General features: G+C 64.9%; 23 protein-coding genes. 15 read left to right on the forward strand and 8 right to left on the reverse strand.

The window, feature by feature from the left end; translation table 11 throughout:
- Positions 1–358 precede the first annotated feature (358 nt).
- From OC450_RS33425 to OC450_RS33440, 4 genes are read left to right on the forward strand one after another with little or no spacing between them, the layout of a single operon-like run.
- A complete protein-coding gene (locus OC450_RS33425; RefSeq protein ID WP_262049431.1) occupies positions 359–1,276 on the forward strand; it encodes a branched-chain amino acid ABC transporter permease in 918 nt (305 codons plus the stop codon).
- Positions 1,273–2,217, forward strand: coding sequence for a branched-chain amino acid ABC transporter permease (locus OC450_RS33430; protein WP_262049432.1), 945 nt, complete (start codon positions 1,273–1,275; stop codon positions 2,215–2,217). Before OC450_RS33425 ends, OC450_RS33430 begins: the two co-directional genes overlap by 4 nt.
- Positions 2,210–2,977, forward strand: a complete 768-nt coding sequence (locus tag OC450_RS33435; protein WP_211384136.1) for an ABC transporter ATP-binding protein — start codon at positions 2,210–2,212, stop codon at positions 2,975–2,977. Before OC450_RS33430 ends, OC450_RS33435 begins: the two co-directional genes overlap by 8 nt.
- Positions 2,970–3,698 carry an ABC transporter ATP-binding protein gene (locus OC450_RS33440; RefSeq protein WP_262049433.1) on the forward strand — a complete coding sequence of 243 codons (729 nt, stop codon included), beginning with the start codon at positions 2,970–2,972 and terminating at the stop codon, positions 3,696–3,698. The genes OC450_RS33435 and OC450_RS33440 overlap by 8 nt, the downstream gene beginning before the upstream one ends.
- Positions 3,699–3,780: 82 nt before the next feature.
- Here the strand turns inward: OC450_RS33440 and OC450_RS33445 are convergent, their stop codons facing one another.
- The 3 genes from OC450_RS33445 to OC450_RS33455 all read right to left on the reverse strand — a co-directional run bounded on the left by OC450_RS33445 (position 3,781) and on the right by OC450_RS33455 (position 7,425).
- Positions 3,781–4,161 (reverse strand): hypothetical protein, encoded by a 381-nt coding sequence (locus tag OC450_RS33445; protein WP_211384137.1) that lies wholly within the window; start codon positions 4,159–4,161, stop codon positions 3,781–3,783.
- Between the two features lie 338 nt (positions 4,162–4,499).
- A complete protein-coding gene (locus OC450_RS33450) occupies positions 4,500–5,936 on the reverse strand; it encodes a glutamine synthetase family protein (RefSeq protein WP_256808908.1) in 1,437 nt (478 codons plus the stop codon).
- A 130-nt stretch (positions 5,937–6,066) separates the two neighbouring features.
- Complete coding sequence (locus tag OC450_RS33455; RefSeq protein WP_262049434.1) at positions 6,067–7,425, reverse strand: aromatic ring-hydroxylating dioxygenase subunit alpha; 1,359 nt, start codon at positions 7,423–7,425, stop codon at positions 6,067–6,069.
- 115 nt (positions 7,426–7,540) lie between these two features.
- Here OC450_RS33455 and OC450_RS33460 point away from each other — a divergent pair, with 115 nt between their 5' ends.
- Both OC450_RS33460 and OC450_RS33465 read left to right on the forward strand, forming a co-directional pair.
- A complete protein-coding gene (locus tag OC450_RS33460; protein ID WP_211384140.1) occupies positions 7,541–8,326 on the forward strand; it encodes an IclR family transcriptional regulator C-terminal domain-containing protein in 786 nt (261 codons plus the stop codon).
- 69 nt (positions 8,327–8,395) lie between these two features.
- Positions 8,396–8,728 (forward strand): PRC-barrel domain-containing protein, encoded by a 333-nt coding sequence (locus tag OC450_RS33465; RefSeq protein ID WP_211384141.1) that lies wholly within the window; start codon positions 8,396–8,398, stop codon positions 8,726–8,728.
- Between the two features lie 75 nt (positions 8,729–8,803).
- On the opposite strand, the gene OC450_RS33470 is transcribed toward OC450_RS33465, so the two are convergent.
- Positions 8,804–9,199, reverse strand: a complete 396-nt coding sequence (locus OC450_RS33470) for a group II truncated hemoglobin (protein WP_262049435.1) — start codon at positions 9,197–9,199, stop codon at positions 8,804–8,806.
- Positions 9,200–9,212: 13 nt separating this feature from the next.
- A complete protein-coding gene (locus OC450_RS33475; RefSeq protein ID WP_262049436.1) occupies positions 9,213–10,121 on the reverse strand; it encodes a helix-turn-helix transcriptional regulator in 909 nt (302 codons plus the stop codon).
- A 135-nt stretch (positions 10,122–10,256) separates the two neighbouring features.
- On the opposite strand from OC450_RS33475, the gene OC450_RS33480 reads away from it, so the two are divergent.
- From OC450_RS33480 to boxB, 5 genes are all read left to right on the forward strand, one after another.
- Positions 10,257–11,798, forward strand: a complete 1,542-nt coding sequence (locus OC450_RS33480) for a benzoate-CoA ligase family protein (RefSeq protein WP_211384144.1) — start codon at positions 10,257–10,259, stop codon at positions 11,796–11,798.
- A gap of 250 nt (positions 11,799–12,048) precedes the next feature.
- The gene (locus OC450_RS33485) at positions 12,049–12,867 is read left to right on the forward strand and encodes an alpha/beta fold hydrolase (RefSeq protein WP_256808918.1); all 819 of its coding nucleotides are present in this window, start codon (positions 12,049–12,051) and stop codon (positions 12,865–12,867) included.
- Positions 12,868–12,888: 21 nt separating this feature from the next.
- Positions 12,889–13,413 (forward strand): DUF309 domain-containing protein, encoded by a 525-nt coding sequence (locus tag OC450_RS33490; RefSeq protein ID WP_211384146.1) that lies wholly within the window; start codon positions 12,889–12,891, stop codon positions 13,411–13,413.
- 120 nt (positions 13,414–13,533) lie between these two features.
- The gene (gene boxC / locus OC450_RS33495; RefSeq protein WP_262049437.1) at positions 13,534–15,222 is read left to right on the forward strand and encodes a 2,3-epoxybenzoyl-CoA dihydrolase; all 1,689 of its coding nucleotides are present in this window, start codon (positions 13,534–13,536) and stop codon (positions 15,220–15,222) included.
- A 178-nt stretch (positions 15,223–15,400) separates the two neighbouring features.
- On the forward strand, positions 15,401–16,852 hold the full coding sequence (boxB, locus tag OC450_RS33500) for a benzoyl-CoA 2,3-epoxidase subunit BoxB (protein ID WP_211384148.1): 1,452 nt from the start codon (positions 15,401–15,403) through the stop codon (positions 16,850–16,852).
- Positions 16,853–17,027: 175 nt separating this feature from the next.
- Here boxB and OC450_RS33505 read toward each other — a convergent pair whose 3' ends face one another.
- Together OC450_RS33505 and OC450_RS33510 are read right to left on the reverse strand one after the other, a co-directional pair.
- Positions 17,028–17,828 (reverse strand): SDR family oxidoreductase, encoded by an 801-nt coding sequence (locus OC450_RS33505; protein ID WP_211384149.1) that lies wholly within the window; start codon positions 17,826–17,828, stop codon positions 17,028–17,030.
- 179 nt (positions 17,829–18,007) lie between these two features.
- The gene (locus tag OC450_RS33510) at positions 18,008–19,066 is read right to left on the reverse strand and encodes a polysaccharide deacetylase family protein (RefSeq protein WP_256808922.1); all 1,059 of its coding nucleotides are present in this window, start codon (positions 19,064–19,066) and stop codon (positions 18,008–18,010) included.
- A gap of 165 nt (positions 19,067–19,231) precedes the next feature.
- Here OC450_RS33510 and OC450_RS33515 point away from each other — a divergent pair, with 165 nt between their 5' ends.
- On the forward strand, positions 19,232–20,626 hold the full coding sequence (locus tag OC450_RS33515; RefSeq protein WP_256808923.1) for an OmpA family protein: 1,395 nt from the start codon (positions 19,232–19,234) through the stop codon (positions 20,624–20,626).
- A 2-nt stretch (positions 20,627–20,628) separates the two neighbouring features.
- A complete protein-coding gene (locus OC450_RS33520; RefSeq protein WP_211384152.1) occupies positions 20,629–20,925 on the forward strand; it encodes a hypothetical protein in 297 nt (98 codons plus the stop codon).
- 68 nt (positions 20,926–20,993) lie between these two features.
- On the opposite strand, the gene OC450_RS33525 is transcribed toward OC450_RS33520, so the two are convergent.
- The gene (locus OC450_RS33525) at positions 20,994–21,251 is read right to left on the reverse strand and encodes a hypothetical protein (RefSeq protein WP_262049438.1); all 258 of its coding nucleotides are present in this window, start codon (positions 21,249–21,251) and stop codon (positions 20,994–20,996) included.
- A 588-nt stretch (positions 21,252–21,839) separates the two neighbouring features.
- Here OC450_RS33525 and OC450_RS33530 point away from each other — a divergent pair.
- Together OC450_RS33530 and OC450_RS33535 are read left to right on the forward strand one after the other, a co-directional pair.
- Positions 21,840–22,895 carry a lysylphosphatidylglycerol synthase domain-containing protein gene (locus OC450_RS33530; protein ID WP_211384154.1) on the forward strand — a complete coding sequence of 352 codons (1,056 nt, stop codon included), beginning with the start codon at positions 21,840–21,842 and terminating at the stop codon, positions 22,893–22,895.
- 74 nt (positions 22,896–22,969) lie between these two features.
- Positions 22,970–24,268, forward strand: a complete 1,299-nt coding sequence (locus tag OC450_RS33535) for an ATP-binding protein (protein ID WP_262049439.1) — start codon at positions 22,970–22,972, stop codon at positions 24,266–24,268.
- Positions 24,269–24,407: the final 139 nt, after the last annotated feature.

A 24,407-nucleotide genomic window follows, 5' to 3' on the forward strand; every position in this document is an offset into this window, starting at 1 on the left:
CAATGCCCCCGCAGAAAACGACCCGATGTCGCGAACTTCTGGTTCAGGACACTAGGCGCATCTCGACACGGCGACGGATTTCACACCCTCTCCCCGGCAACGGGGAGAGGGTGATCGTTTTGGGTGCGGCAGGTTGACCCATCCTGCACGGCAGCTTTCTTGCACGGGCGCACAAGGAGATTTCGATCTGATGCACCGGCATGCAACAAAGTGCATGTCTGGTGTCAAATCGCTCTTGCCTCGGAACGATACTGCCATTACCCATTTTTCTGCCTTGTAGAGGCAGGGGGAGCTCTTTCACTGATGGCGACCGTGTTCGAACATCGGCGCGAACCTGCGTGCGCCTGAAAGAGTTTTGATGCTGCTCGTCGTCGAACAGTTCTTGAACGGATTGCAGTTCGGCCTGCTGCTGTTCCTGCTGGCCGCCGGCCTGACGCTGGTGTTCGGGATCATGGATCTCGTCAACCTCGCGCACGGCTCGCTCTACATGATGGGCGCCTATTTCGCCGCGACTTTCGCGGCCTGGACCGGCAGCTTCCTGCTCGGCGCGCTGCTGGCGCTCGGCGCGACTCTGGTGCTCGGCATCGTGCTCGAGATGGGCGCGCTGCGGCATCTCTATGGACGTGACCATCTCGACCACGTGCTCGCGACCTTCGGCCTGATCCTGTTCTTCAACGAAGCCGTGCGGCTGATCTGGGGGCCGGCCGGCCTTGCGCTGCCGCTGCCGGCCTGGCTCACGGTGCCGGTGCCGATCCTGCCCGGCATCCACTATCCCGCCTATCGCCTCGCCATCATCGTCGTGGCGCTGCTGGTTGCGCTCCTGCTCTATCTCGGCGTTATGCGCACCCGCATCGGCATGCTGATCCGGGCCGGCGCCTCCAACCGCGAAATGATCGGCGCGCTCGGCATCAACATCAAGCTGCTCTACACCCTGGTGTTCGGGCTCGGCGCGGCGCTCGCCGGGCTCGCCGGCATGATGCAGGCGCCGATCCTCACCGTGCAGATCGGCATGGGCGAGAACATCCTGATCCTCGCCTTCGTCATCATCGTGATCGGCGGCATCGGCTCGATCCGCGGCGCGTTCCTCGCTGCGATCTTCGTCGGCATGATCGACACGCTCGGCCGCGCCTTCCTGCCGAACCTGTTGCGGCAGGTCTTGAGCGGCGCCGCCGCCTCCACCGCCGCGCCCGCCCTGTCCTCCATGCTGATCTACCTGCTGATGGCGATCGTGCTGATGGTGCGGCCGGAGGGGCTGTTTCCGGCCAACCGTCGATGAAGTCTTTCACTGTAGCCAAGGCCGTGACGGCCCTGATGCTGGCGGGGCTCGTGCTGCTGCCGCTCTATTCGCAAGCATCGGGCAATATCTTCATCCTGACGCTGTTTACCCGCATCGTCATCCTGGCACTGGCGGCGGCGAGCCTCAACCTCATCATGGGTTTTGGCGGCATGATGAGCTTTGGTCACGCTGCCTATCTCGGCATCGGCGGTTACGCGGTCGGCATGCTGGCGCAGGAAGGCGTCGGAAGCGGCTTCATCCAGTTTCCGGTCGCGCTCGCGGCGTCCGCGATCTACGCACTGGTGATCGGCGCGCTCTCGCTTCGCACCCGCGGCGTCTATTTCATCATGATCACGCTCGCCTTCGCACAGATGGCCTATTACGTCGCTTCGGGGCTGGCGCGCTACGGCGGCGATGACGGCCTCACCGTCTACAAGCGCAGCGATTTCTCCGGGGTGGTCAACCTGTCGAATCGCACGCAGTTCTATTATCTCTGCCTTGCCTGCCTGTTCGCGGTGATCTTCCTGATCTGGCGCATCGTCAATTCGCGTTTCGGCCTCGTCGTGCAGGGGCTGCGCTCCAACGAGCAGCGCATGCAGGCGATCGGCTTCCCGGCCAAGCGCTATCAGCTCGTCTGCTTCGTCATCTCCGGCACCATGTGCGGTCTTGCCGGCGCGCTGCTCGCCAACAACACCGATTTCGTCAGTCCGGCCGTGATGTACTGGACCCGCTCCGGCGACCTCATGGTGATGGTCATCCTCGGCGGCATGGGCACGCTGTTCGGTCCGGTCATGGGCGCGGTGGTGTTCCTGCTGCTGGAAGAATTCCTGTCGCAGCTCACCGAATATTGGGCGCTGATCATGGGGCCGCTGCTGCTGCTGATCGTGCTGTTCGGGCGCGGCGGAATCATGGGACTGCTCGGGAGGGTTGGCCGTGGCTGAGCCCTTGCTCCGCGTCGAAAAGCTGGTGCGCCGCTTCGGCGGTATCATTGCGACCGACAACGTCTCGCTCGACGTCGCGGCCGGCGAGCTGCACGCCATCATCGGCCCGAACGGCGCCGGCAAGACCACGCTGATCAGCCAGCTCACCGGGCATCTCGAACCGCATTCCGGCAGCGTCTCGCTCGGCGGTCGCGACATCACTTACCTGCCGGCCTATCGCCGCTGTGCGCTTGGCCTGGCACGATCGTTCCAGATCACCTCGCTGCTGCTCGATTTCACCGCCGCGGACAATGTCGCACTCGCGGCGCAGGCGCATGCCGGCACCTCGTTCCGCTTCTTCGCGCGTGCGCGCAAGGAAAAGGGCCTGCGCGATGCCGCGCACGCCGCGCTCGATCGCGTCGGCCTGTTGCACCGTGCCGATGTCCTGGTGTCCAGGCTCAGCCATGGCGAGCGTCGCCAGATCGAGCTTGCGGTCGCGCTGGCCAGCAAGCCCAAGCTCTTGCTGCTCGACGAGCCCATGGCCGGCCTCGGCGTCACCGAATCCCAGCGCATGGTGCAACTGCTCCAGGAGCTGCGGAAGGAAGTCTCGATCGTGCTGGTCGAGCACGACATGCCCGCGGTGTTCGCGCTGGCCGACCGCATCTCGGTGCTGGTCTATGGCCGCGTCATCGCTTCCGGCGATCCGGCCGCGATCCGGGCCAACGAGGACGTCAAGCGCGCCTATCTCGGCGAAGCGCATGTGGTGACGCACCATGTCTGAAAAGGTGATGGTTGACACGCTGCTCGACGTCGAAGGCATCGAGACCTGCTACGGCCTCAGCCAAGTGCTGTTCGGCCTGTCGCTGTCGATCAAGCCGGGCGAGATGGTCTCGCTGATGGGTCGCAACGGCATGGGCAAGACCACCACCATCCGCTCCATCATGGGCCTGACGCCGGCACGTGCAGGCAGCATCCGCTTTGCGGGCGCGGAGGTGCGGACGCAGCCGTCCTACAGGATCGCAAAACTCGGCATCGGCCTCGTGCCCGAGGGGCGCCAGATCTTCCCGAACCTCACCGTGCGCGAGAACCTGGTCGCCGCCGCTGCCGACCGCTTCAACAGCGCCAATCCCTGGACGCTGGCGTCGATCTACGTGATGTTTCCGCGCCTCGCCGAACGAGCCTCCAACATGGGCAACCAGCTCTCCGGCGGCGAGCAGCAGATGCTGGCGATCGGCCGCGCGCTGATGACCAATCCAAAACTGCTGATCCTCGACGAAGCGACCGAGGGCCTTGCGCCATTGATCCGCGAAGAGATCTGGCATTGCCTGTCGCTGCTCAAGAGCCGGGGACAGTCGATCCTTGTCGTCGACAAGAACGTCGACCATCTCGCCCGCATCTGTGACCGTCACACCATCATCGAACGCGGCAAGACGGTGTGGAGCGGCACCTCCGACGAGCTGATGGCCGAGCAGGATTTGCAGCACAAATATCTGGGGATTTGAGGGTCGGATCTCATCTTTCCGCGGCGGCAATCAGGATCGCTTCGCTGCGCTCGCAATGACCGGGGGGAGATCTGTCCGCTCTTTACCAATAAATACCGTGCCGATGCAGTTCGCGGATCACGCGCGCTTCCGTGGACGGCTGGCGGCGCTTCGGCTTGGTTGTCCCGGTTGTGCTGGTCACCGCTGTGGCCGAGGGCTGCGCCGGCGTTGTTGCGGTGGGCGCTGTCGCGGTCGGCGGCGCGGTGGCAGCGGTTGAAGTCGGGGCGGTGGTCGCCGTCTGGACATTCGGCGCCTGCGTTGCCGCCGGGGCTTGCGTCGTCTGCGGCGTGGCCGTCGGCGAGGCCGGTTGCTCGGCGGCCGGCTGGCTTGCGCTGGTCGCCGCGAGGCTCAGACTACGCGGACCACCCGCATGGGCTTGTGTTGCGAGCAGCGACATCGCTGCTATCAGGATCAGCTTGCGCATGGCAACCCCGCTATCTGGTCAATCCGTCTTACCTAATTCGCATCCACCCGGGGCTAGCGCGCAAACCGATGCGTGCCGATTTCGATCAGAGTGGTCCGGCAGGACAGACGATAGATCAGGCTGAACAATTGACCCCACATGACCGAACTCCATTGTTGATCACGGATCAAAGCCTAACCCCGGTGTTTTTCCGGCGGTTTTCGGGGCATGAGGAAAATGGCTTCGTCGCACCGCGATGTGATGTCGTTGGAACAGGTGGGACGAAGTCACCTCACGGGGGTGTGAACTCCCTGACCTCCAAGGGAGGTGGTCAGAGGGAGGATGTCAGAGTGAGGAGGTCAGAACATCTCGAAATATTCGCGGTGTTCCCAGTCGGTCACCTCGGACAGGAAACGGTCGATCTCGGCGTTCTTGATGTGGGTGTAATAGTCGACGAACTCAGGCCCGAGCTTCTCCCGGAAGAATGGATCGTCCTTCAGCGCACCGACGGCATCGCGCAGCGATTTCGGCAAGAGCGGCGCCTTGGTCTCGTAGGGCGTGTCGGCCGACGGGCCGGGGTCGAGCTTGCGGTCGACGCCGTCGAGGCCTGAGAGTATCTGCGAGGCCATGTAGAGATAGGGATTGGCCGCGGGCTCGCCGATGCGGTTCTCGAGCCGTGTGGCGGGATCGCCGGCCGCCCCAAGCACGCGGATCATGACGCCGCGATTGTCCCGGCCCCAGATCGCGCGGTCCGGCGCCAGCGAATAGGAGCGGTAGCGCTTGTAGCCGTTGAGGGTCGGCGTGGTGAACACGGTGGAGGCGCGGGCGTGATCGAGCAGGCCGGCCAGGTACGCGCGGCCGAACGCGCTGAGCGGCTCGCCGCCGTCCTTCGCCATGAACTGGTTCTCGCCGCTCGTGCGCGAGACGATCGACTGATGCAGGTGCCAGCCGCTCGCGAACAGGTTCGGCAGTTTTGGCCGGCACATGAAGGTGGCGTGATAACCGTGGCGCCGCGCGATCTGCTTCACCGCCGAGCGGAACAGCACCATGTTGTCGGCGGGCTCCAGCCCCTTCTTCGGCGCGAAGGTGAATTCGCACTGGCTAGGCCCGAACTCGACCTCGACCGAGCGCAGGGGCAGCCCGAGCGCGACGACGTCGCGGCGCAGGATCTCCAGCACCGGCTCCATCTGATCGAAGCGCTGCTCGGTGAGATATTGATAGCCATGGCTGAGCAGGCTCACCGAAGGTGGCGTGCCGGGCTGGCCTGCGTCCTCGGCGCGCATATGCGGATCGTCGAGCTTGAAGATATGGAATTCGACCTCGAGCCCGGCGACGAAATCATGGCCGCGGCTTGCGAGATCGTCGAGCACCTTGCGGTAGAGCCCGCGCGTTGCGAACGGCACCGGGCGGCCGTCATTGAAATGGAGATCGCACAGCACCCAGCCCGTGGCCGGCGCCCATGGTAGCACGCGAAAAGTGGTGGGATCAGCGACCATCAGCACGTCGGCCGCCCCCTCCATCTCCTTCATGCCGAAGCCGCCGCCCGAGGTGAACACCGGGAATACCGTGCGGTGCGAGGTGTCCTTGGCGAGCATGGTGGTGGTGATGGAGCAGCCGCTTTCCAGCGAGGCGATCGCCTCCGACGCGATGATGGTCTTGCCGCGCAGGATGCCGTGCTGGTCGGGAAAGGCGAGGCGGATGACCTCGAGGTTCTTTTCCTCGACGAGGCGCCGCATGCGCGTCGCCGCGTCCTTCTGCTCATCCGACCACAGCGCATGACGCGCGACGAAAGTCACTTTGCCGCTCCTTCAGCTGCCGTAGGGTGGGCAAAGCGAAGCGTGCCCACCACGTCTGTCGTTCGCACGCGGGCATGGTGGGCACGGCGCTTTGCGCCTTTGCCCACCCTACGGGAGCCGACCACAGTCGTCACTCCGCCGCCGTCAACCGATGCACGTTGTCCGCGATCTCCTTCGGAACAGGCGCGGTCCACGGTGCGCCGCGGCGGCGCTTGACGTCGACTTCCATCCAGTAGGTCTCCCAGCCCCGCGTCGGCCCGATGCCGTCCATGGTCGCGGGTCCCTGGATGCTGCGCGCATTGGCCTCGTCCAGAAACAGCATCGGCTTCTCGCCGCCCAGAACCTTCTCGATCTCCTGCCGCAGCAGGCGGCGATACTGCACGATCGCCTTGTCGCTCGAGCCGAGATGCTCCTTGGTGCGATCCTGGATCGCGCCCATCGACTCCACCGCCCACTGGTCGTGGACGTTGATGTCGCTGCCCATGCCGGTATAGGTCGCGGTCTGCTGCTCGTGCGGATCGAAACCGTAATCGTTGCTGCGGTTTTTCCGCGACTTGTAGTCGGGCAGCTCGTACAGCTCGAGCCGCTGGTCGCGCATCTTCTGCTTGTCGACCGGGTTCGCGTAGCTGGTGAAGATCGCATACCAGTAGCAATTCTCGTCGTCGACCGGCACGTGCCATTGCGTGATCGTCATCTCCGTGCTCATGGGGATGACGAAGCCGTGCGGGAAGAGCTGGTTGGTGACGCGCACATGGGTGCGCTCCTCGTCGATCTCGCGCAGTGCGATCAGCCGCAATCCGTATTCGGTATGCTCGACATTGATGATCGGACGGTCGTATTCGCGCAGGATTTTTGTCATCGGAAGGTCGGAGCCGGCGGAGGCGCCGCGGAACTGCTTGCCGTAGGCCGTGGAGGTGTCCTCGTCCTCGAAGAAGCGATGCAGGTACGATGCGTGGGCGGGATCGATGCCGACTTCGAGTGCCTGGAGCCAGTTGCAGGCCATATGGCCTTTGAACGCAAAAGTGTGCGTGCCGGGCGCGACGAAGCAGTCGAGCTCCGGAAATGCCGGCGGCTCGCCCTCGCCGAGATAGGCCCAGAGGATCCCGCTCTTCTCCAACACGGGATAGGAGCGCTGACGGATGTTCTGGCAGAGCTTCGAGTCCTTCGGCTCAGCCGGGGTCTCGATGCACTGGCCGGTGGCGTCGAACAGCCAGCCATGGAAGGCGCAGCGCAGGCCGCCGTGCTCGAGCCGCCCGAAGGCGAGGTCGGCGCCGCGATGCGCGCAGTGACGGTCGATCAGGCCGTAGCGTCCGGTCTCGTCGCGGAACAGAACCAGGTTTTCGCCGAGCAGCCTGACCGGCCGGATCGGCCGCTCGCCCTCCAGCTCATCCACCAGCGCCGCCGGTTGCCAGTAGCTCCGCATCAGTCTGCCGCAGGGATCCTTCGGCCCGCTGCGGGTGATCAGGTCGTTCTGCTCCTGGCTCATCATGGCGAGTGCATCCTTCAATCTCGGAGTGGCGTTTGTTCGCCTATTGAACGAATGGGCGAATTATGACATGCCTTGGACCGGCAGCAAGCACTATTTTGCAGGAATGTCCGACGCCATGCCCAAGCTGAAGCGAAGCGAGACCGACGAGCGCGCGACGGATTTCGTCGAAAGCCTCGATCGCGGCCTGCGCCTGCTTCAGTCCTTCGGCACGACGGTAGGCCCGATGACCTTGAGCGATCTCGCCCGCGCCGCCGATCTTCCGCGCGCCACCGCCCGGCGCATGCTGTTCACGCTCCAGCGTGGCGGCTTCGTCGGTGGTGACGGCAAGCTGTTCACGTTGACGCCGCACGTGCTGACCCTTGCCGCCTCGTTTCTGCGCTCCAACCAGCTCGTCACGGTGCTGCAACCGGTGCTCGATCGCGCCGCGACTGCGGCAAATGAAATCGCGTCACTCGCGGTGCTCGACGGTGACGACGTCGTGTTCGTGGCGCGGAGCAGTCCGGCGCGGATGTTTTCAGGCGGGCTGGAGATCGGCTACCGGCTGCCGGCGTTCTGCACCTCGGTCGGCCGCGCCATGCTGGGTCAACTCGGCGATGCCGAACTCGCCGCGCGCCTGAAAACAATGACGCGCGAAGCGCTGACGCCGCAGACGGTGACCGATCCCGGGGCGCTGCTGGCACGGATCGTCGCCGACCGCGGGCAGGGCTATTCGCTGGTCGACCGCGAGGCCGAGCCGCATTTCCGTTCAATCTCGGTTCCCGTCCGCCGCTACGACGATGTGATCGTCGCCGCGATCAACATGGGCGCCCATGTCGACCGCGTGCCGGCTCAGGAGCTGATCGACCGCTTCCTGCCGCTGCTGCGCGAGGGCGCCGACGCGGTCCGTTCGCAGTTGCTGTAGCTACAGCGCACTTCGCTCGGGCTGCCTGGCAGGCTATAATGCGCGGCACAAGAGAACAGGGAGGATGCCATGCACCATACCATGGTTCCCAGTGATCGCGTGGAGCACGTCGCCGTCTACGGGCGCGACGGCACGAAGCTTGGCACGATTGAGCGACTGATGCTCGACAAGGTCAGCGGAATGGTCACCTATGCCGTGATCAAGACCGGCGGGCTGCTCGGTACTCATCATCATTATCCGGTGCAGTGGAGCGCCCTGAAATACGATCGCGGCCGTCAGGCCTTCCAGGTCGAACTGACGATGGACGAGTTCAGCGGCGGTCCATGCGAGTTCGATGGCGATGAGTTCGATTGGGGCGACCGCTCGCGGTCCTACCCGCATCCGAATTACTGGTCGGTCTAGTCGCGTCGGAAGACTTGCAGCCCGGGTCAGCGGAGCGATAGCCGAGAGCGCTACACGTTGGCTTGATCGACGCGCTTACGACCGGTTGCGCATCCAGTCGGCGAGACCGGACAGCGCGCGGTCGAGGTCTTGCCGCGCGGCCGCATCAGTCACCGTCTCCTCCAGCGCGCCGCGCATGCAGAGTAGCCACGCATCGCGCTCGGCATCGCCGATGGCAAAGCCGATATGGCGCTGGCGCAGCCGTGGATGGCCTTTTTCGACGGAGTAAAGTTTTGGCCCGCCGGTCCATTCGGTGAGATAGCGCTTCAGCACGTCCCTGATCAGGCCGAGATCGGCGGCATGCATCGCGCGAATGGCGTTTGCTTCCGGCAGGGTGTCCATCCGCTCGTAGAAGCGGTCGACCAGCCGGTCGATCGTGGCACTGCCCCCGATCCGCTCGAACATGGACGTTGCGACGTCGCTGTCGGCCATATCAAGTCCCGACCTACAGCGCCACGCTGCGCAGCCCGAAGCTGCGGGCTTCGTTCTGGAGCACCGGACGCACCGCATCGATCAGCCGCGCGGCCGCGGCGTCGACCGACAATCCCGCCGTATCCACCACCGCCGTCGCGCGTGCGTACAACGGCTCGCGGCTCAGCAGGATGTTGCGCAGCTCGGCCATGGCGGAGCGGTCGTCGGCCATCGGGCGGAGATCGCCCTGGCGGCGGACACGGGCCATGTGCTCCTCCGGCTCGGCCTTCAGCCAGATCGTGTAGAACGACGACAGGATCTGGTCGAAGGTCAGCGGTTCCGAGACGATGCCGCCGCCGGTCGCCAGCACCATCAGCTCGTTGCGCGCGAGCAGCTGTTGCAGCGCCGCCTGCTCCATGCGGCGAAAGCCTTCCTGGCCGTAGAGCGCGATGATCTCGGCGACCGAGAGGCCGTTCTGCTGCTCGACCTCCTTGTTGAGCTCGACGAAGCTCCAGCCGATCTTCTTCGCCAGCATCCGGCCGAGCGTGGATTTGCCGGCGCCGCGCAGGCCGATCAGAGCAATGCCGCAGAACGGCGCGCGCCGCGGCGCGGATGCGCTGCCGCCGGCGAGGACATCCTTGGCCTGAGCGACCTGTGCCGGCGTCGCCTTGCGCAGCAGATCGCGAAACATCTGCCAGTCGGGCGTCGGATCGGTCGAGGGGAGCAGGTCCTCGAGATGCGCGCCCATCGCGTCCGAGACGCGGCGCAGCAGCACGATCGAGACGTTGCCCTTGCCGCTCTCGAGCTGCGCGATGTAGCGCTCCGAAATCCCTGATACCTTGGCGAGCACTTTGCGCGACATGCCGCGCAGCGCGCGCATGGTGCGCACGCGCTGGCCGAGCTGTTCGAGGAAGCGGGATTCGGCGTCGGGACTGTCGGTCATGGACTACAGATCAGAGCCTTCTTTAGGGGATGTCCCGCGGCGTGCTTTAATGAAACATAGTGCCTGCTAGCATTGACAGCAAGCCGACACAGTGTCTTTGTATGAATTATAATTCTAAAATCGAGGGAGAAGTCCGTGAGCGAGGGATCCTATAACGCGGTGACCTGGCTGCTCGACCGTAACGTCGAGGCGGGCCGCGGCGGGAAGCTGGCTTTCGACGACACCGTCTCGCGGCTCACCTATGGCGAGCTTCAGCGCGAGACGCGGCGCGCCGCCAACATGCTGCGCCGGCTCGGCGTCCGCCGCGAGGAACGCGTGGCGATGATCATGCTGGACACGGTCGATTTCCCGATCGTGTTCCTGGGTGCGATCCGCGCCGGCATCGTGCCGGTGCCGCTCAATACGCTGCTGACGGCGGACCAATACGCCTACATCCTCGCCGATTGCCGCGCGCGCGTGTTGTTCGTGTCGGAAGCGCTCTACCCCGTCATCAGGGACGTCGTCGGCCGCATGCCCGATCTGGAGCATGTCGTCGTCTCCGGCGCCAAGCAGAACGGTCACAAGCAACTCGCCGAGGAGCTCGCGGACGAGAGCGACAAATTCACCACCGCCGCCACGCATCCCGACGAGCCGGCGTTCTGGCTCTATTCGTCCGGCTCGACCGGCATGCCCAAGGGCGTGCGTCACATCCATTCGAACATGCAGGCGACCGCCGACACTTATGCGAGCCAGGTCTTGGGCATCCGCGAGAGCGATGTCTGCCTCTCCGCCGCCAAGCTGTTCTTCGCCTATGGCCTCGGCAACGCGTTGACCTTCCCGATGTCGGTCGGCGCCAGCGTCATCCTCAACAGCGAGCGGCCGACGCCGGCGCGCATGTTCGACCTGATGAACCGCTACAAGCCGTCGATCTTCTACGGCGTGCCGACGCTGTTCGCGGCGATGCTCAACGACGAAACCATGAAGAGCGAGCGCGGCGGCGGCGCCCTGCGCATCTGTACCTCGGCCGGCGAGGCGTTGCCGGAATCCGTCGGCCTCAGCTGGAAGGCGCGCTTCGGCGTCGACATCCTCGACGGCGTCGGCTCGACCGAGCTGTTGCACATCTTCCTGTCGAACGCGCCCGGCGACATCAAATACGGCTCTTCCGGCAAGCCGGTGCCGGGTTATGCCGTGCGGCTCGTCAACGAATCCGGCCAGGACGTCGCCGACGGCGAAGTCGGTGAGCTCCTGGTCGATGCGCCTTCCGCCGGCGAAGGCTACTGGAATCAGCGCCACAAGAGCCGCCGCACCTTTGAAGGACCGTGGACCCGCACCGGCGACAAATATGTCCGCGACGGCGAGGGCCGCTACACCTTCTGCGGCCGCGCCGACGACATGTTCAAGGTTTCCGGCATCTGGGTCTCGCCGTTCGAGGTCGAGAGCGCGCTGATCACGCATCCCGCCGTGCTGGAAGCTGCCGTCGTGCCCGAGGCCGATCCGGAGGGCCTGCTGAAGCCGAAGGCCTTCGTCGTGCTGCGTCCGGGTGTGAAGACGACCGACTTGCAGGAAATGCTGAAGGAGCACGTCAAGCAGAAGATCGGCCCCTGGAAATACCCGCGCTGGATCGACGTGGTGGAGTCGCTGCCGAAGACCGCGACGGGAAAGATCCAGCGGTTCAAGCTGCGGGACGGGACGAATTGAGTGAGCGCATGTCGAACGTGACTGACACTGTCGCAGCGGACTCCACTGCGCTCCCTCCCCCGCAAGGAGGGAGGGCGGGGGACAGGGGTAGCCCAGCAAACGGTTTTCATTGTCGCGCGCCAGATGGTCTCCGCCACACCGGGAGTCCCCGTGTGGCACCCCTCTCCCTAGCCCTCCCCCGCAAGGGGGGAGGGAACGACGGAGCGCTTGGCCACGTCTCGTTCTCATCGCCCGAAGATTGAGTGACAGCATGACAAACCTCACCCCCACCGGCTTCCTCAGCATCGATGGCGCCAGCCTCGAATACAAATGGCTCGCGCCGCAATCGGCTGACGCGCCGACCATCGTGTTGCTGCATGAAGGGCTCGGCTCCGTCGGCCTCTGGGGCGACTTCCCTGAAAAACTCCGGCAGGCAACCTCCGCCGGCGTCTTCGTCTATTCGCGCGCGGGCTATGGCCAGTCGAGCCCGGTGACGCTGCCGCGACGGCTCGACTACATGCATCGCGAGGCGCTCGACGTGCTGCCGAAAATCCTCGATGCGATCGGGTTCAAGCGCGGCCTCCTGCTCGGCCATTCCGACGGCGCTTCGATTGCGACGATCTATGCCGGCGCGCATCAGGACCACCGGCTGAGCGGCCTCGTGCTGATCGCGCCGCACTTCATCGTCGAGGACGTCTCGGTGAAGTCGATTGCCGAAATCAAGACGGCCTTCGAGACCACCGATCTCAAGGCAAAGCTTGCGCGCTGGCACAAGGACGTCGACAACGCCTTCCATGGCTGGAACGGCGCCTGGCTCGACCCCAAGTTCCGCGACTGGGATATTTCCGAATATCTCGCCTATATCCGTGTCCCTGTCATGATCCTGCAAGGCGCGAATGACCAATATGGGACACTGCTTCAGGTCGAAATCGCGCAGGAAGAGTGTTATTGTCCGGTAGATTTGAAAATCATTTCAGACGCGGGCCATTCCCCGCATCGTGAAGCGCCGGGGGCGACGCTTGACGCGATTGAGCAATTTGCAAGTGCGGCCCTGCGCGACGATCAGGGACTCCAGGGACGCGCCGCATGATGTTGCGGAGGCACGCCCTCAATGAGTGTGCCTTCGAACGCGAGCGGCCCGCTGCCGTGGCCGCAATGGGCCCACGTGCCGGGCGAGACCGGTGCGGTCGATGCGGACCACGAGACGCTCGACCTGGCCAAGGCGCTGGTGCCTTCGGCCTTTCGCGGCCATGTGCCGGCGCGCCATCCGGCGCTGCGTTACGGGCTCGCTCTCAACGACCGCGGCTATTTCTGGGAATCGCAGGAGGTGCTGGAAGCGGTGTGGGCCGCAGCGCCGCAAGGCGGCCGCGAGCGCATTCTGCTGCGCGCCTGCATCCACATCGCCAATGCGAATCTGCGGCTGCGCATGCAGCGGCTGCATTCGGCCGCCCGGCTGTTCGGCGAGGCGCTCGGCGAACTGCGGCCGCTGAATTCCCGCAAGGCGGCTGCGGCCGGCGATGGCTTCGTCGAGACCTTCCCTGTTCCGGCCCTGGTCGCGCTGTTGCAAGCCAAGCTCGGCCGGTCTGAGCTTTCCAAGGCAGACTGGATCGCCCTCGGCGCGATCGTGCGGTCCTGAATTGCGCGCATGAAACAAAATGCATGTCCATCCCGCTAAGGGGTAGACGGCTGTAAAAAGATGCACTATTGTGCATCTACGCTAAAGCTCAGAACGCATAATCAAGCTCAAGGGTGGCCCATGGCCGGGGAAGATCGGCGCCTCGCAGGCGGCGCGACATTCATCGATTTCCAGACCGAGCCGTCCCGCTATCGGCACTGGAAGGTTGCGGTCGAAGGTGACGTCGCGACGCTGACCATGGATGTCGACGAGAACGGCGGTCTGTTCGAAGGCTATCTGCTCAAGCTCAATTCCTACGATCTCGGCGTCGACATCGAACTCGCGGACGCCGTGCAGCGGCTGCGCTTCGAGCACCCCGAGGTGAAGGTCGTGGTCATGCGCTCGGCCAAGAACCGCGTGTTCTGCGCCGGCGCCAACATCCGCATGCTCGCGGGCTCCACCCATGCCCACAAGGTCAATTTCTGCAAGTTCACCAACGAGACCCGTAACGGCATGGAGGATTCGTCGGAGAATTCCGGCCAGCGTTTCATCACCGTGGTGAACGGCTCGGCCGCCGGCGGCGGCTATGAGCTGGCGCTCGCCACCGACCACATCATCCTCGCCGACGACGGCTCGTCTGCCGTCGCTCTGCCCGAAGTGCCGCTGCTCGCGGTGCTGCCTGGCACCGGCGGCCTCACCCGCGTCGTCGACAAGCGCAAGGTGCGCCGCGACCACGCCGATTTCTTCTGCACCATCGAGGAGGGCGTGAAGGGCAAGCGCGCCGTGCAGTGGCGATTGGTCGACGAGATCGCGCCGAACTCAAAACTCGAAGCCAAGGTCGCCGAGCGCGCCAGGGAATTCGCAGCCGCCTCGAAACGCAAGGGCAGCGGCAAGGGCATCGCGCTCACCCCGCTCAAGCGCATCATCGACGAAACCAGCATCCGCTACGGCTTCGTCACGGTCGATATCGACCGCACGGCCCGCATCGCCACGATCTCGATCAAGGCGCCGGAGGCGCCGCCGCCGGCCGACATTGACGGCATGATGGCGCAGGGGGCGTCGTTCTGGCCGCTTCAGGTCGCGCGCGAGATCGACGACGCGATCCTGCACCTGCGCATCAACGAGCTCGAGATCGCGATGCTGGTGTTCAAGAGCCATGGTGACCGCGCCCACGTGCTCGCCAGCGATGCCTTCCTCGAAGCCAACAAGGCGCACTGGCTGGTCAACGAAATCCGGCACTACTGGAAGCGCGTGCTCAAACGCATCGACGTCACCTCGCGTACACTGGTGACGCTGGTCGAGCCCGGCTCCTGCTTTGCCGGCACGCTCGCCGAGCTCGTCTTCGCCGCCGACCGCTCCTACATGCTGATCGGCACCCGCCAGGGCGACAATCGTCCGCCGCCCTCGATCGAGCTGTCGGCGATGAATTTCGGTCCGTATCCGATGAGCCATGGCCTGACGCGGCTTTCGTCGCGCTTCCAGGCCGATCCGTCCGATGTGGAGCGCGCGGAAGCCACGATGGGTACCGCGCTCGACGCCGAGCAAGCCGAGGAGCTCGGCCTCGTCACCTTCGCGCTCGACGACATCGACTGGGACGACGAGGTTCGCGTGTTTCTGGAGGAGCGCGCCAGCTTCTCGCCCGACAGCCTCACCGGCATGGAAGCGAACCTGCGCTTCGTCGGTCCCGAGACGATGGAATCGAAGATCTTCTCGCGCCTCACCGCCTGGCAGAACTGGATCTTCCAGCGTCCCAACGCGGTCGGCGAGGAAGGCGCGCTGCGCCGCTACGGCAGCGGCCAGAAGCCGAAATTCGATATGACGAGAGTGTAGTTTTCGTGTTCCGGGCGCGCTGCGGCACCAAAAGCGCAACGCGCGTCTTCAACGCGCTATGGTGCCGCTGCGCAGAACCGGGACCCGGAACGAACCAGACAATAGGTCCCGGCTCGGCAGTGCAGCACTTCGCGCCGCACTGCGTCCGGGACAAGAGACGGAGCAAGGAGATGCGGCCATGAACATGAACATCATGAACGTCGACTACTCGACCAAGATTCCGAACAACGTGAATCTCGCCGAAGACCGCCAGGTGCTCAAAGCGCTGGAAGGCTGGCATCCCGGCTACATGGATTGGTGGAGCGACATGGGCCCCGAGGGCTTCCAGGAATCGCTGGTGTATCTGCGCACGGCCTATTCAGTCGATCCGCGCGGCTGGGCCAAGTTCGACTATGTGCGCATGCCCGACTATCGCTGGGGCATCCTGCTCGCGCCGCAGGAGGAAAATCGCGTCGTCCCGTTCGGCGAGCATTTTGGCGAGCCGGCCTGGCAGGAAGTCCCGGGCGAGTATCGCGCCATGCTGCGCCGCCTGATCGTGATCCAGGGCGACACCGAGCCGGCCTCCGTCGAGCAGCAGCGCCATCTCGGCAAGACCGCGCCCTCGCTCTACGACATGCGCAATCTGTTCCAGGTCAATGTCGAGGAGGGTCGTCACCTCTGGGCGATGGTCTATCTGCTCCAGAAATATTTCGGCCGCGACGGCCGCGAGGAGGCCGATGATCTGCTGCGTCGTCGCTCAGGCGATGCCGACGCGCCGCGCATGCTGGGCGCCTTCAACGAGGCGACGCCGGACTGGTTGTCCTTCTTCATGTTCACCTATTTCACCGACCGCGACGGCAAGATGCAGCTGCACAGCCTCGCCCAGTCGGGCTTCGATCCGCTCTCGCGGACCTGCCGCTTCATGCTGACGGAAGAAGCGCACCACATGTTCGTCGGCGAGACCGGCATCACCCGCGTGGTGCAGCGCACCTGCGATGCAATGCGCGAAGCCGGCATCACCGATCCCACCGACATCGCCAAGGTCCGCGCGCTCGGCGTGATCGACCTGCCGACGATCCAGAAGAAGCTGAACCTGCACTACACGTTGTCGCTCGACCTGTTCGGCTCGGAAGTCTCGACCAACGCGGCGAATGCCTTCAACACCGGCATCAAGGGCCGCTATCACGAGACCCAGATCGACGACGATCACCAGCTCAAGAACGCGACCTATCCGGTGCTCAAGTTCATCGACGGCGAGATCAAGCTGGTCGATGAGCCGGCGCTGACCGCGCTCAACATGCGCCTGCGCGATGATTACAGCCAGGATTGCGTCAAGGGCATGCTGCGCTGGAACAAGGTGATCTCGACCGCTGGCTATCAGTTCCAGCTCAAGCTGCCGAATGTCGCCTTCCACCGCCACATCGGCGAGTTCAAGGACGTGCATGCGACCCCGGACGGTCTCTTGATCGACGATGCCACCTGGGCGAAGCGCAAGGACGAATGGCTGCCTTCGACGGCCGACGGCGACTTCATCTCCTCGCTGATGCAGCCCGTGACCGAAACCGGCCAGTTCGCCTCCTGGATCTCGCCGCCGAAAGTCGGCATCGACAACAAGCCCGGCGATTTCGAGTACGTGAAGATCGAGTCGTAGGCGACTTCTTCACCTCTCCCCGCTTGCGGGGAGAGGTCGGATCGCTCTTGCGATCCGGGTGAAGGGGTACAGGTGCGGCGACAATCTCACGTGAGGAGAGAGCCTCTCACCCCAACCCTCTCCCCGTAAGAACGGGGCGAGGGAGCGCACCGTCCGCGCCGCGGCCTCGCGCCGCCTACCCCGCGATCTCAAGCCCGGCATTGGCGTAGACCACGCCGCCGTCGACGGCGATGGTGTTGCCGACCACGTAGTCGCCGGCCCGCGACGCGAGATAGATCGCCACTCCCGCCATGTCCTCGTCGGTTCCGATGCGCCGCGCCGGAATACGCTTTGCGACGTCGTCCGCATGGTCGCGCGCGGCCCGGTTCATGTCGGACTTGAACGCGCCGGGCGCGATCGCGGTGACATTGATGTTGTCCTTGATCAGTTTCGTCGCCATGCGCCGCGTCAGATGGATCACGGCGGCTTTGCTGGCGGCGTAGGAATAGGTCTCGCTCGGATTGACGAAGATGCCGTCGACCGAGGCGATGTTGATGACCTTGGCCGGACGTTCTGCGCTTGCAGCCGCGCGCAGCGGTTTCGCCAGCGCCTTGGTCAGGAAGAACAGCGACTTGACGTTGAGGTCCATGACCTTGTCCCAGCCGCTTTCCGGGAATTCGTCGAACTCCGCGCCCCAGGCGGCGCCGGCATTGTTGACGAGGATGTCGAGCTTCGGCTCCAGCTTGATGATTTCGCCGGCGAGCTTGTCGCAGCCTTCGACGGTCGAGATGTCGATCGGCAGCGCGATGCACTCGCCGTGATATTGGCCTGACAGCTCTTTCGCCGTAGCCTCGCAAGGTCCCGCCTTGCGCGCGGTGATGTAGACCTTCGCAGCGCCTTGCGCCAGGAAGCCCGCCGCGATCATCTTGCCGATGCCGCGCGAGCCGCCGGTCACGAGTGCGATGCGGCCTTTGAGCGAGAACAGATCGTCGAACATGGTGCCTCCCTTTGGTTTGGCGACGTTTTGAGCGCGGCAAGGAGGGGAGTCAAGGAACCGTCGCGCGCTCCGCCCTCATCCTGAGGAGCGCGTCAGCGCGTCTCGAAGGATGCGGGCGGCCCATCCTTCGAGACGCGCTCCTTCGGAGCGCCCTCAGGATGAGGTCCGAGTGTGAAGGATCAAGCCGCCGCGATCCGGCGGAAGCCGTTCCACATCGCGGTCGCGGCGCCCGAGGTCAGCACCGGCAGAATTCGCGCGTCCTGGTAATTGCCGTTGAGCGAGACGCGCGGCAGCGCGGTCATGTGGCCGGCGTTCTCGGCGAACAGCATGCCGGGCCGCGTCGTCACCGCGGTCTTGAATCCGGCGGCCGCAGCAAGGGTGAATTCGCGCGCGCCCGCCGCTCCACGGTCGCCATAGGGATAGGCGAAATGCTGCACCGTGCGGCCGAGCGCCTGCTCGATCCGCGCGCGGCTCGCCGCCATCTCCTGCGTGGCGATCTCTTCGCTTTGCCTGGCCAGGTTGCAATGGCTGACGGTGTGGGCGCCGATCGTGACGAGGGGATCGGCGGCAAACGTCTTCACCTCGTCCCAGGACAGGCAGAGGTCGCGGCACAGCGCGGCGATGTCGACGCCGTATCTCGTGCAGAGCGCCTCGATCTCGCGCTTGAGATCGTGCTCACCCGGCAGCGCGCGCAGCCAGTCGTGCAGACGGTCGAATGCGACCTGCTTGGCCGCGGGCGTGGTCGCATCGAGCCGCAGCGCCGAAGTGCCGATTTTCACCTCGATCTGCTCGATCTTGGCGATCACGGCCTCCAGTGCCGCCCACCACAGCCGTCCGGTGCCCTCGGCGAAGTCGCTGGCGACATAGACCGCCAGTGGCGCGTCAAATTCGCGCAGAACGGGCAGCGCATGGTCGAGATTGTCGCGATAGCCGTCATCGAGCGTGAAAGCGGCGAAGCGGCGGGAGAACCGGCCCCGCACCAGCCGCTCGTGCAGCTCGTCCATGCTGACGATGTCGATCTCGCGCGAGCGCAAATGGCTCAGGGCGGCGCGCAGGAATTCGGGGGTGACCTCGAGATGCCGGTTCGGCTGGAATGCGGCCTCGCGGGCCGGCCGCACGTGATGCAGCATGAAAATGGCGCCGACGCCCGACAAAAGCGGGCGCAACAGGTGGTGCGCCCCGCTGAAATAGAGTGCTTCCAGCCCGGCGCGGATGACGTTGTTACGAAGTTGTTTCATGACCGGCTGGCGGACTCTGGCATTCCACCCTCAACTTACGGAAGAACCCTTGAAGAAAAAGTTATTCCAATTGTCCATGCAAAGGCCTTGGGAGGGCCGCCATTTCCGGTTTGACAGCCTGACAAGGGTTTGTTTTGTCTCCGGTTCCAGAGTTCGGGTCGTCGAATGCAGAAGCTTTTCAGGTGGGCCAGCAAATGGTGGCCGGGGCTGATCCCCCTGGCCGTCATGTGGGGATTTGCGGCCTGGAAGAACACCTTACCGGTCGAGGCGGACCTGTCCGCCCGCAGCTCGGCGGCGCTCAAGGATACCGTTCTGGACAAGACCCGGATCGCGGTGGACGGCCGCGACGTCCGCCTGGCCGCGGACGCCTTTTCCGAGGAAGGGCGCCGGGACGCCGTGATGGCGGTGGAGATCGTCCCGGGCGTGCGCCTGGTCGACGACCAGACCCGCCTCGTTGCCGAGGCCAAGCCCTTCGTCTGGAACGCCGAGCGTGACGTGGTGCGGGTGACGCTGTCGGGCTCCGCGCCCTTGCCGTCGATCAAGGGCCGCCTGACCGAGGCGGCCCGCAAGGGGGGTGGCGGTGTCGAGGTGGCCGATCAGATGGGGCTGGCGCGGGGCGCGCCGCCGCGGTTCGAGGCGGCTGCGATGCTGCTGCTCGACCAGATCGGCAAGCTCAAGGACGGCAAGATCACGATAACGGACACCAAGGTCAACCTGTCGGGCATGGCGCGCGAACTCGGCGGCCGCGAAGCGGTCGCAGCCGCGCTCAAGAACCTGCCTGAAGGCTTTTCGATCGCCGCCAACGACGTCAAGGCGCCGCCCTACGTCTTCCAGGCCTACAAGGATCCGGTGGCCGCGACGGTGACGCTCACCGGCTACGTTCCCGACAACAATGTCCACGCAGCCATCGCCACAAGCGCGTCGCGAAAGTTCTTCAACGAAAAGGTCGTCGACAATCTCAAGGCCAGCGTCGGCGCGCCCGGCTCCTTCAACATCGCCGTGATTGCAGCGCTCGGCGCGCTGTCGCGGCTGTCGACCGGCACGCTCGTCGTATCCGACCGCGAGGTGAAGCTGTCGGGCGATGCGCTCTATGAAGGTGCGGCCAACGACATCCGCGCGGGCCTCGGCAAGGACTTCCCGAAAAACTGGCAATACAAGCCGGAAATCACGGTCAAGCCGGCGGCCGGCCCGGTCGACGGCACGGTGTGCCAGCAACTGTTCTCGGAGCTCCTGAGCAAGGCCAAGATCCGCTTCGGACCCAAGCGCGCCGACATAGATCCGGATTCCGTCGGCATTCTCGATCATCTGATCGAGAATGCACTGCGCTGCCCCACCACCAATATCGAGGTCGCCGGCCACACCGATGCCGATGGCGAGGACGCCTTCAACCAGGCGCTCTCGGAGAAGCGCGCGCAGGCGGTGATCGACTATCTGGTCAAGGCCGGGCTGCCGGCCAGCCGCTTCACCGCAGTCGGCTATGGCAGCACGCGGCCGGTCGCCGGCAACGACACCGACGACGGCAAGGCGCAGAATCGCCGTATCGAATTTCTGGTGAGGTGACGATGCCCTATCTCGTCTCATTCCATCTGGGCTGGCTGATCGGCTCGCTGCTGCTCGGCTTTTGCATGGGCTGGATCTCGGTGGTCCAGCGCGGCAATGGCACCTCGAAAGTGACCGCGCGCTGGCTCGCGGTGCTCGCGATCGCTCTGGTCGGCGCTTCGCTTTCGCATGTGGTCCCCGGCCGCTTCGGCTACTGGCTCGACCTCGGCCTGATCATGTTCGCCTGCTACCTCGTCGGCTGCACCATTGGCGCCTGGCTCCGCGATCGGGTGGTCTCGCGTACCGCGCCGGCGGGCTGACCGAGTCCATATCGTGCTGGCGAAACGTCACTGACCTTGCGGCCGGGAAAACTCGTGCTGCGATGCGCTCAGTGAAAGCCGGCGCTCAAGTTGCGGTCGCGAATTCCGATGGCCTTGGCCTGCGCAGCAGACACGCCATCCCGGCACTGGATATACCGCAACACTTGCGCGTCAGTGCCCGCGGCGTGCGCGCGCCACATGTCGAGATTGAAACCGTTCTTGGCCATGCACGCCTGCGAATGCGGACTGTCGTTGCGCTCTCTGGCGCCGGCTGGAGCGGCGGCCATAACGATCACCGCGATGACGGCGCCGAGCTGAAACCTCATGGTTTCTCCCCCCTCTCATGCAAATTCTTGTTTGAAACGACCGCTGCCGAGACCGGCGGCCGGCTATCTTGCTGCCGAGAACCTCGCCGATTGTCCGTTCGCTCGCCAGAGGCAGCGGAGAGATAACCACAGGTAGTTGCGGCGGGAGCGCTCAACGGCCCGGCCGATCGTCTCGTTGCACCGGCCCGGGTGCGGCAGGGGGCGGGCAGCCGGCAAGTCGGGTCCCCCCCTCTTTCAACAGGCGGGCGCGGCCCATAGATTGACGTCGGCTTAAGTCGTGACGGAACATTGTACGGTCGAAATCATCAAAACTTCATGGCGACTGCGCAGGATTGCCGTGGAGATTCGCGCCAGTCTTGCCGCCGAAAGCGCCAAACCGTGCATCAGGAGCCCGCAACCCTGCCTAAAATATTGAAGGCACGAGTTTTTGTTCGAATTGCCGAATTCCACTCCGCCCGGAAACGCGCTAGTGGAAGGGGAGCGGGCATGCGCGATGCCGGGGCCGGCGGCGAGGGGTCGTTGGGTACCTGCTTGTCGTCCGCCTGTTCGCCGGCCACCCCGGCCGCTGAAGCGTTGTTCGAGGTCTAGATGCTGGAAGCCATCCGCAGGGCGATATCGTTTCTGCGCCAGAAGCAAATCCTGCATAAGCTTGGAGTTGTGATCAGCGTCGCGGTCATCGGCATCGCTTGCTATGTGCTCTATCACATGCTGCGAGGCATCGATTTCAACGAGGTCGTCGAAGCGATCAAGAGCACCGAGCCGAGCCAGATTGCGATGGCGGGGCTGTTCGTCGCTGCGGGCTATTTCACCCTGACCTTCTACGACCTGTTCGCGGTGCGGGCCATCGGCCACTCCCATGTGCCCTATCGCATCAATGCGCTCGCGGCCTTTACCAGCTATTCGATCGGCCACAATGTCGGCGCCAGCGTCTTCACCGGCGGCGCGGTGCGCTACCGCATCTATTCGGCCTACGGCCTGAACGCGATCGACGTCGCGAAAATCTGCTTCCTCGCCGGCCTGACCTTCTGGCTCGGCAATGCCGCCGTGCTCGGCCTCGGCATCTCCTATCATCCGGAGGCCGCCGCCTCGATCGACCAGTTGCCGCCGTGGCTGAACCGGGCGGTGGCGATGATGATCATCGTCGGGCTGGTCGCCTATGTGGTCTGGGTCTGGACCCAGCCGCGGGTGGTCGGCCGCGGGCCGTGGACCGTGATGCTGCCGGGCGGCCCGTTGACCCTGCTCCAGATCGCCATCGGCATCATCGACCTCGGCTTCTGCGCGCTCGCGATGTACGTGCTGGTCCCGGACGAGCCCAATCTCGGCTTCGTGGTGGTCGCGGTGATCTTCGTCTCGGCCACCCTGCTCGGCTTTGCCAGCCATTCGCCCGGAGGCCTTGGCGTGTTCGACGCCGCCATGCTGGTCGGCCTCTGGCAGATGGATCGCGAGGAACTTCTGGGCGGGATGCTGCTGTTCCGCGTCCTCTATTATCTTTCCCCCTTCGTCATATCTGTAATCTTGCTGACGTTTCGCGAAGTTATCATCGGCGCACGATCGAAGCGCCTGCAGCAGGCGGCGCTCAAGCTCGACCCCGGCCCGGCGCGTGAAGCCGCCTATGTGAGAGAGCGTAGCGACAGCGGCGCCTGACCGGCGCAAGTCATGAGTCTCAAGTCTTGAGTCTCAAGTCTTGAGTCCAGAGCCTCCAGGAGAAGCCCGCCCCGATGGCGATCGACGCCCCATCTTCTCCCACCGCCCAGCCCTGGTCCGACCGGCTGCGGCACTCGACCATCATCCTGATCGCCGCGGCGCTGGCGCTGTCGGTGGTGGTTTCGCTCGACGAATTGTCGGTGATGCGGGCGGCGACGGTGTTCCTCTGCATCGCGGCTGCGGCGCTGATCCCCTGGCGGCTGCACGATAACGCGGCCTCGCGCGAGGATACCCGCCGCATCAATCCGGTCGAGAGCGCGGCGGTGGCCGCAGTCGTCGCCGGCATGCCGGATCCGGCGGTTCTGCTCGACCGTGCCGGCCGCGTCATCCACCTCAACGCCGCTGCCGCCCAGCTCGCCCCGGCGCTGCGGCGGAACGAGCTCGCCCAGTTCGCGCTGCGCTCGCCGGAGATCATCACGGCGCTGCGCGAGTCGATCGCGACCACCGAGCCGCGGCGCACGACCTATCTCGACCATGTCCCGGTCGACCGCTGGATGGAGCTGACGATCACGCCGGTGCCGGTGCCGACCTCGTTCGGCGGCGCCGACAAATGCATGCTGATGACCTTCCACGACCAGACGCCGCTGCGCCGGGTCGAGGAGATGCGCGCCGACTTCGTCGCCAATGCCAGCCACGAGCTGCGCACGCCGCTGGCCGCGCTGTCCGGCTTCATCGACACGCTGCAGGGCCAGGCCAAGGACGATCCCAGGGCACGCGAGCGCTTCCTCGGCATCATGCACAACCAGGCCACCCGCATGGCGCGCCTGATCGACGACCTGCTGTCGCTGTCGCGGGTCGAGCTGTCCGCCCATGTGCGGCCCGACACCCTGGTCGACCTGCTGCCGATCATCTTCCAGGTCGCCGACGGCCTCGAGCCGCTGGCCCGGGAACGCCAGGTCGAGGTCGAGACCCATCTGCCAGGGGCGCCGGTGATGATCGCCGGCGACCGCGAGGAGCTGCTGCGCCTGTTCGAGAACCTGATCGAGAACGCGCTCAAATACGGTGCCTCGGGCGGACGGATCATCGTGTCGCTCAATTCGGCCGCGGCCCCTGATGGAACTCCGGAAATCCGGGTCCTGGTCCGCGATTTCGGCCCCGGCATCGCGCCCGAGCACCTGCCGCGGCTGACCGAGCGGTTCTACCGGGTGGACGTCGGCGACAGCCGCTCGCAGGGCGGGACCGGGCTCGGATTATCGCTGGTGAAACATATTCTTAACCGCCATCGCGGCCGGCTTCTGATCGAAAGCGTGCCCAAGCAGGGCGCCACTTTCACCGCCTGTTTTCCCCAGGTCAGGACTGCGGCTTCAGTCTGAAATCCAAGTGATTTCAGCTGGTTGCGCGTGTCATCCGAGTGTCACGAAACCTTCGTAAAAGCACAGCCGACCGCTCCTAAAGGGACGGCACGGGGAGCGCGATCGGGCGCTGATGGCGCTTCGCTCCCCTGTATGGAGA

The sequence above is a fragment of the Bradyrhizobium sp. Bra78 genome (genome assembly GCF_024519855.1).
GTDB lineage: Bacteria > Pseudomonadota > Alphaproteobacteria > Rhizobiales > Xanthobacteraceae > Bradyrhizobium > Bradyrhizobium japonicum_G.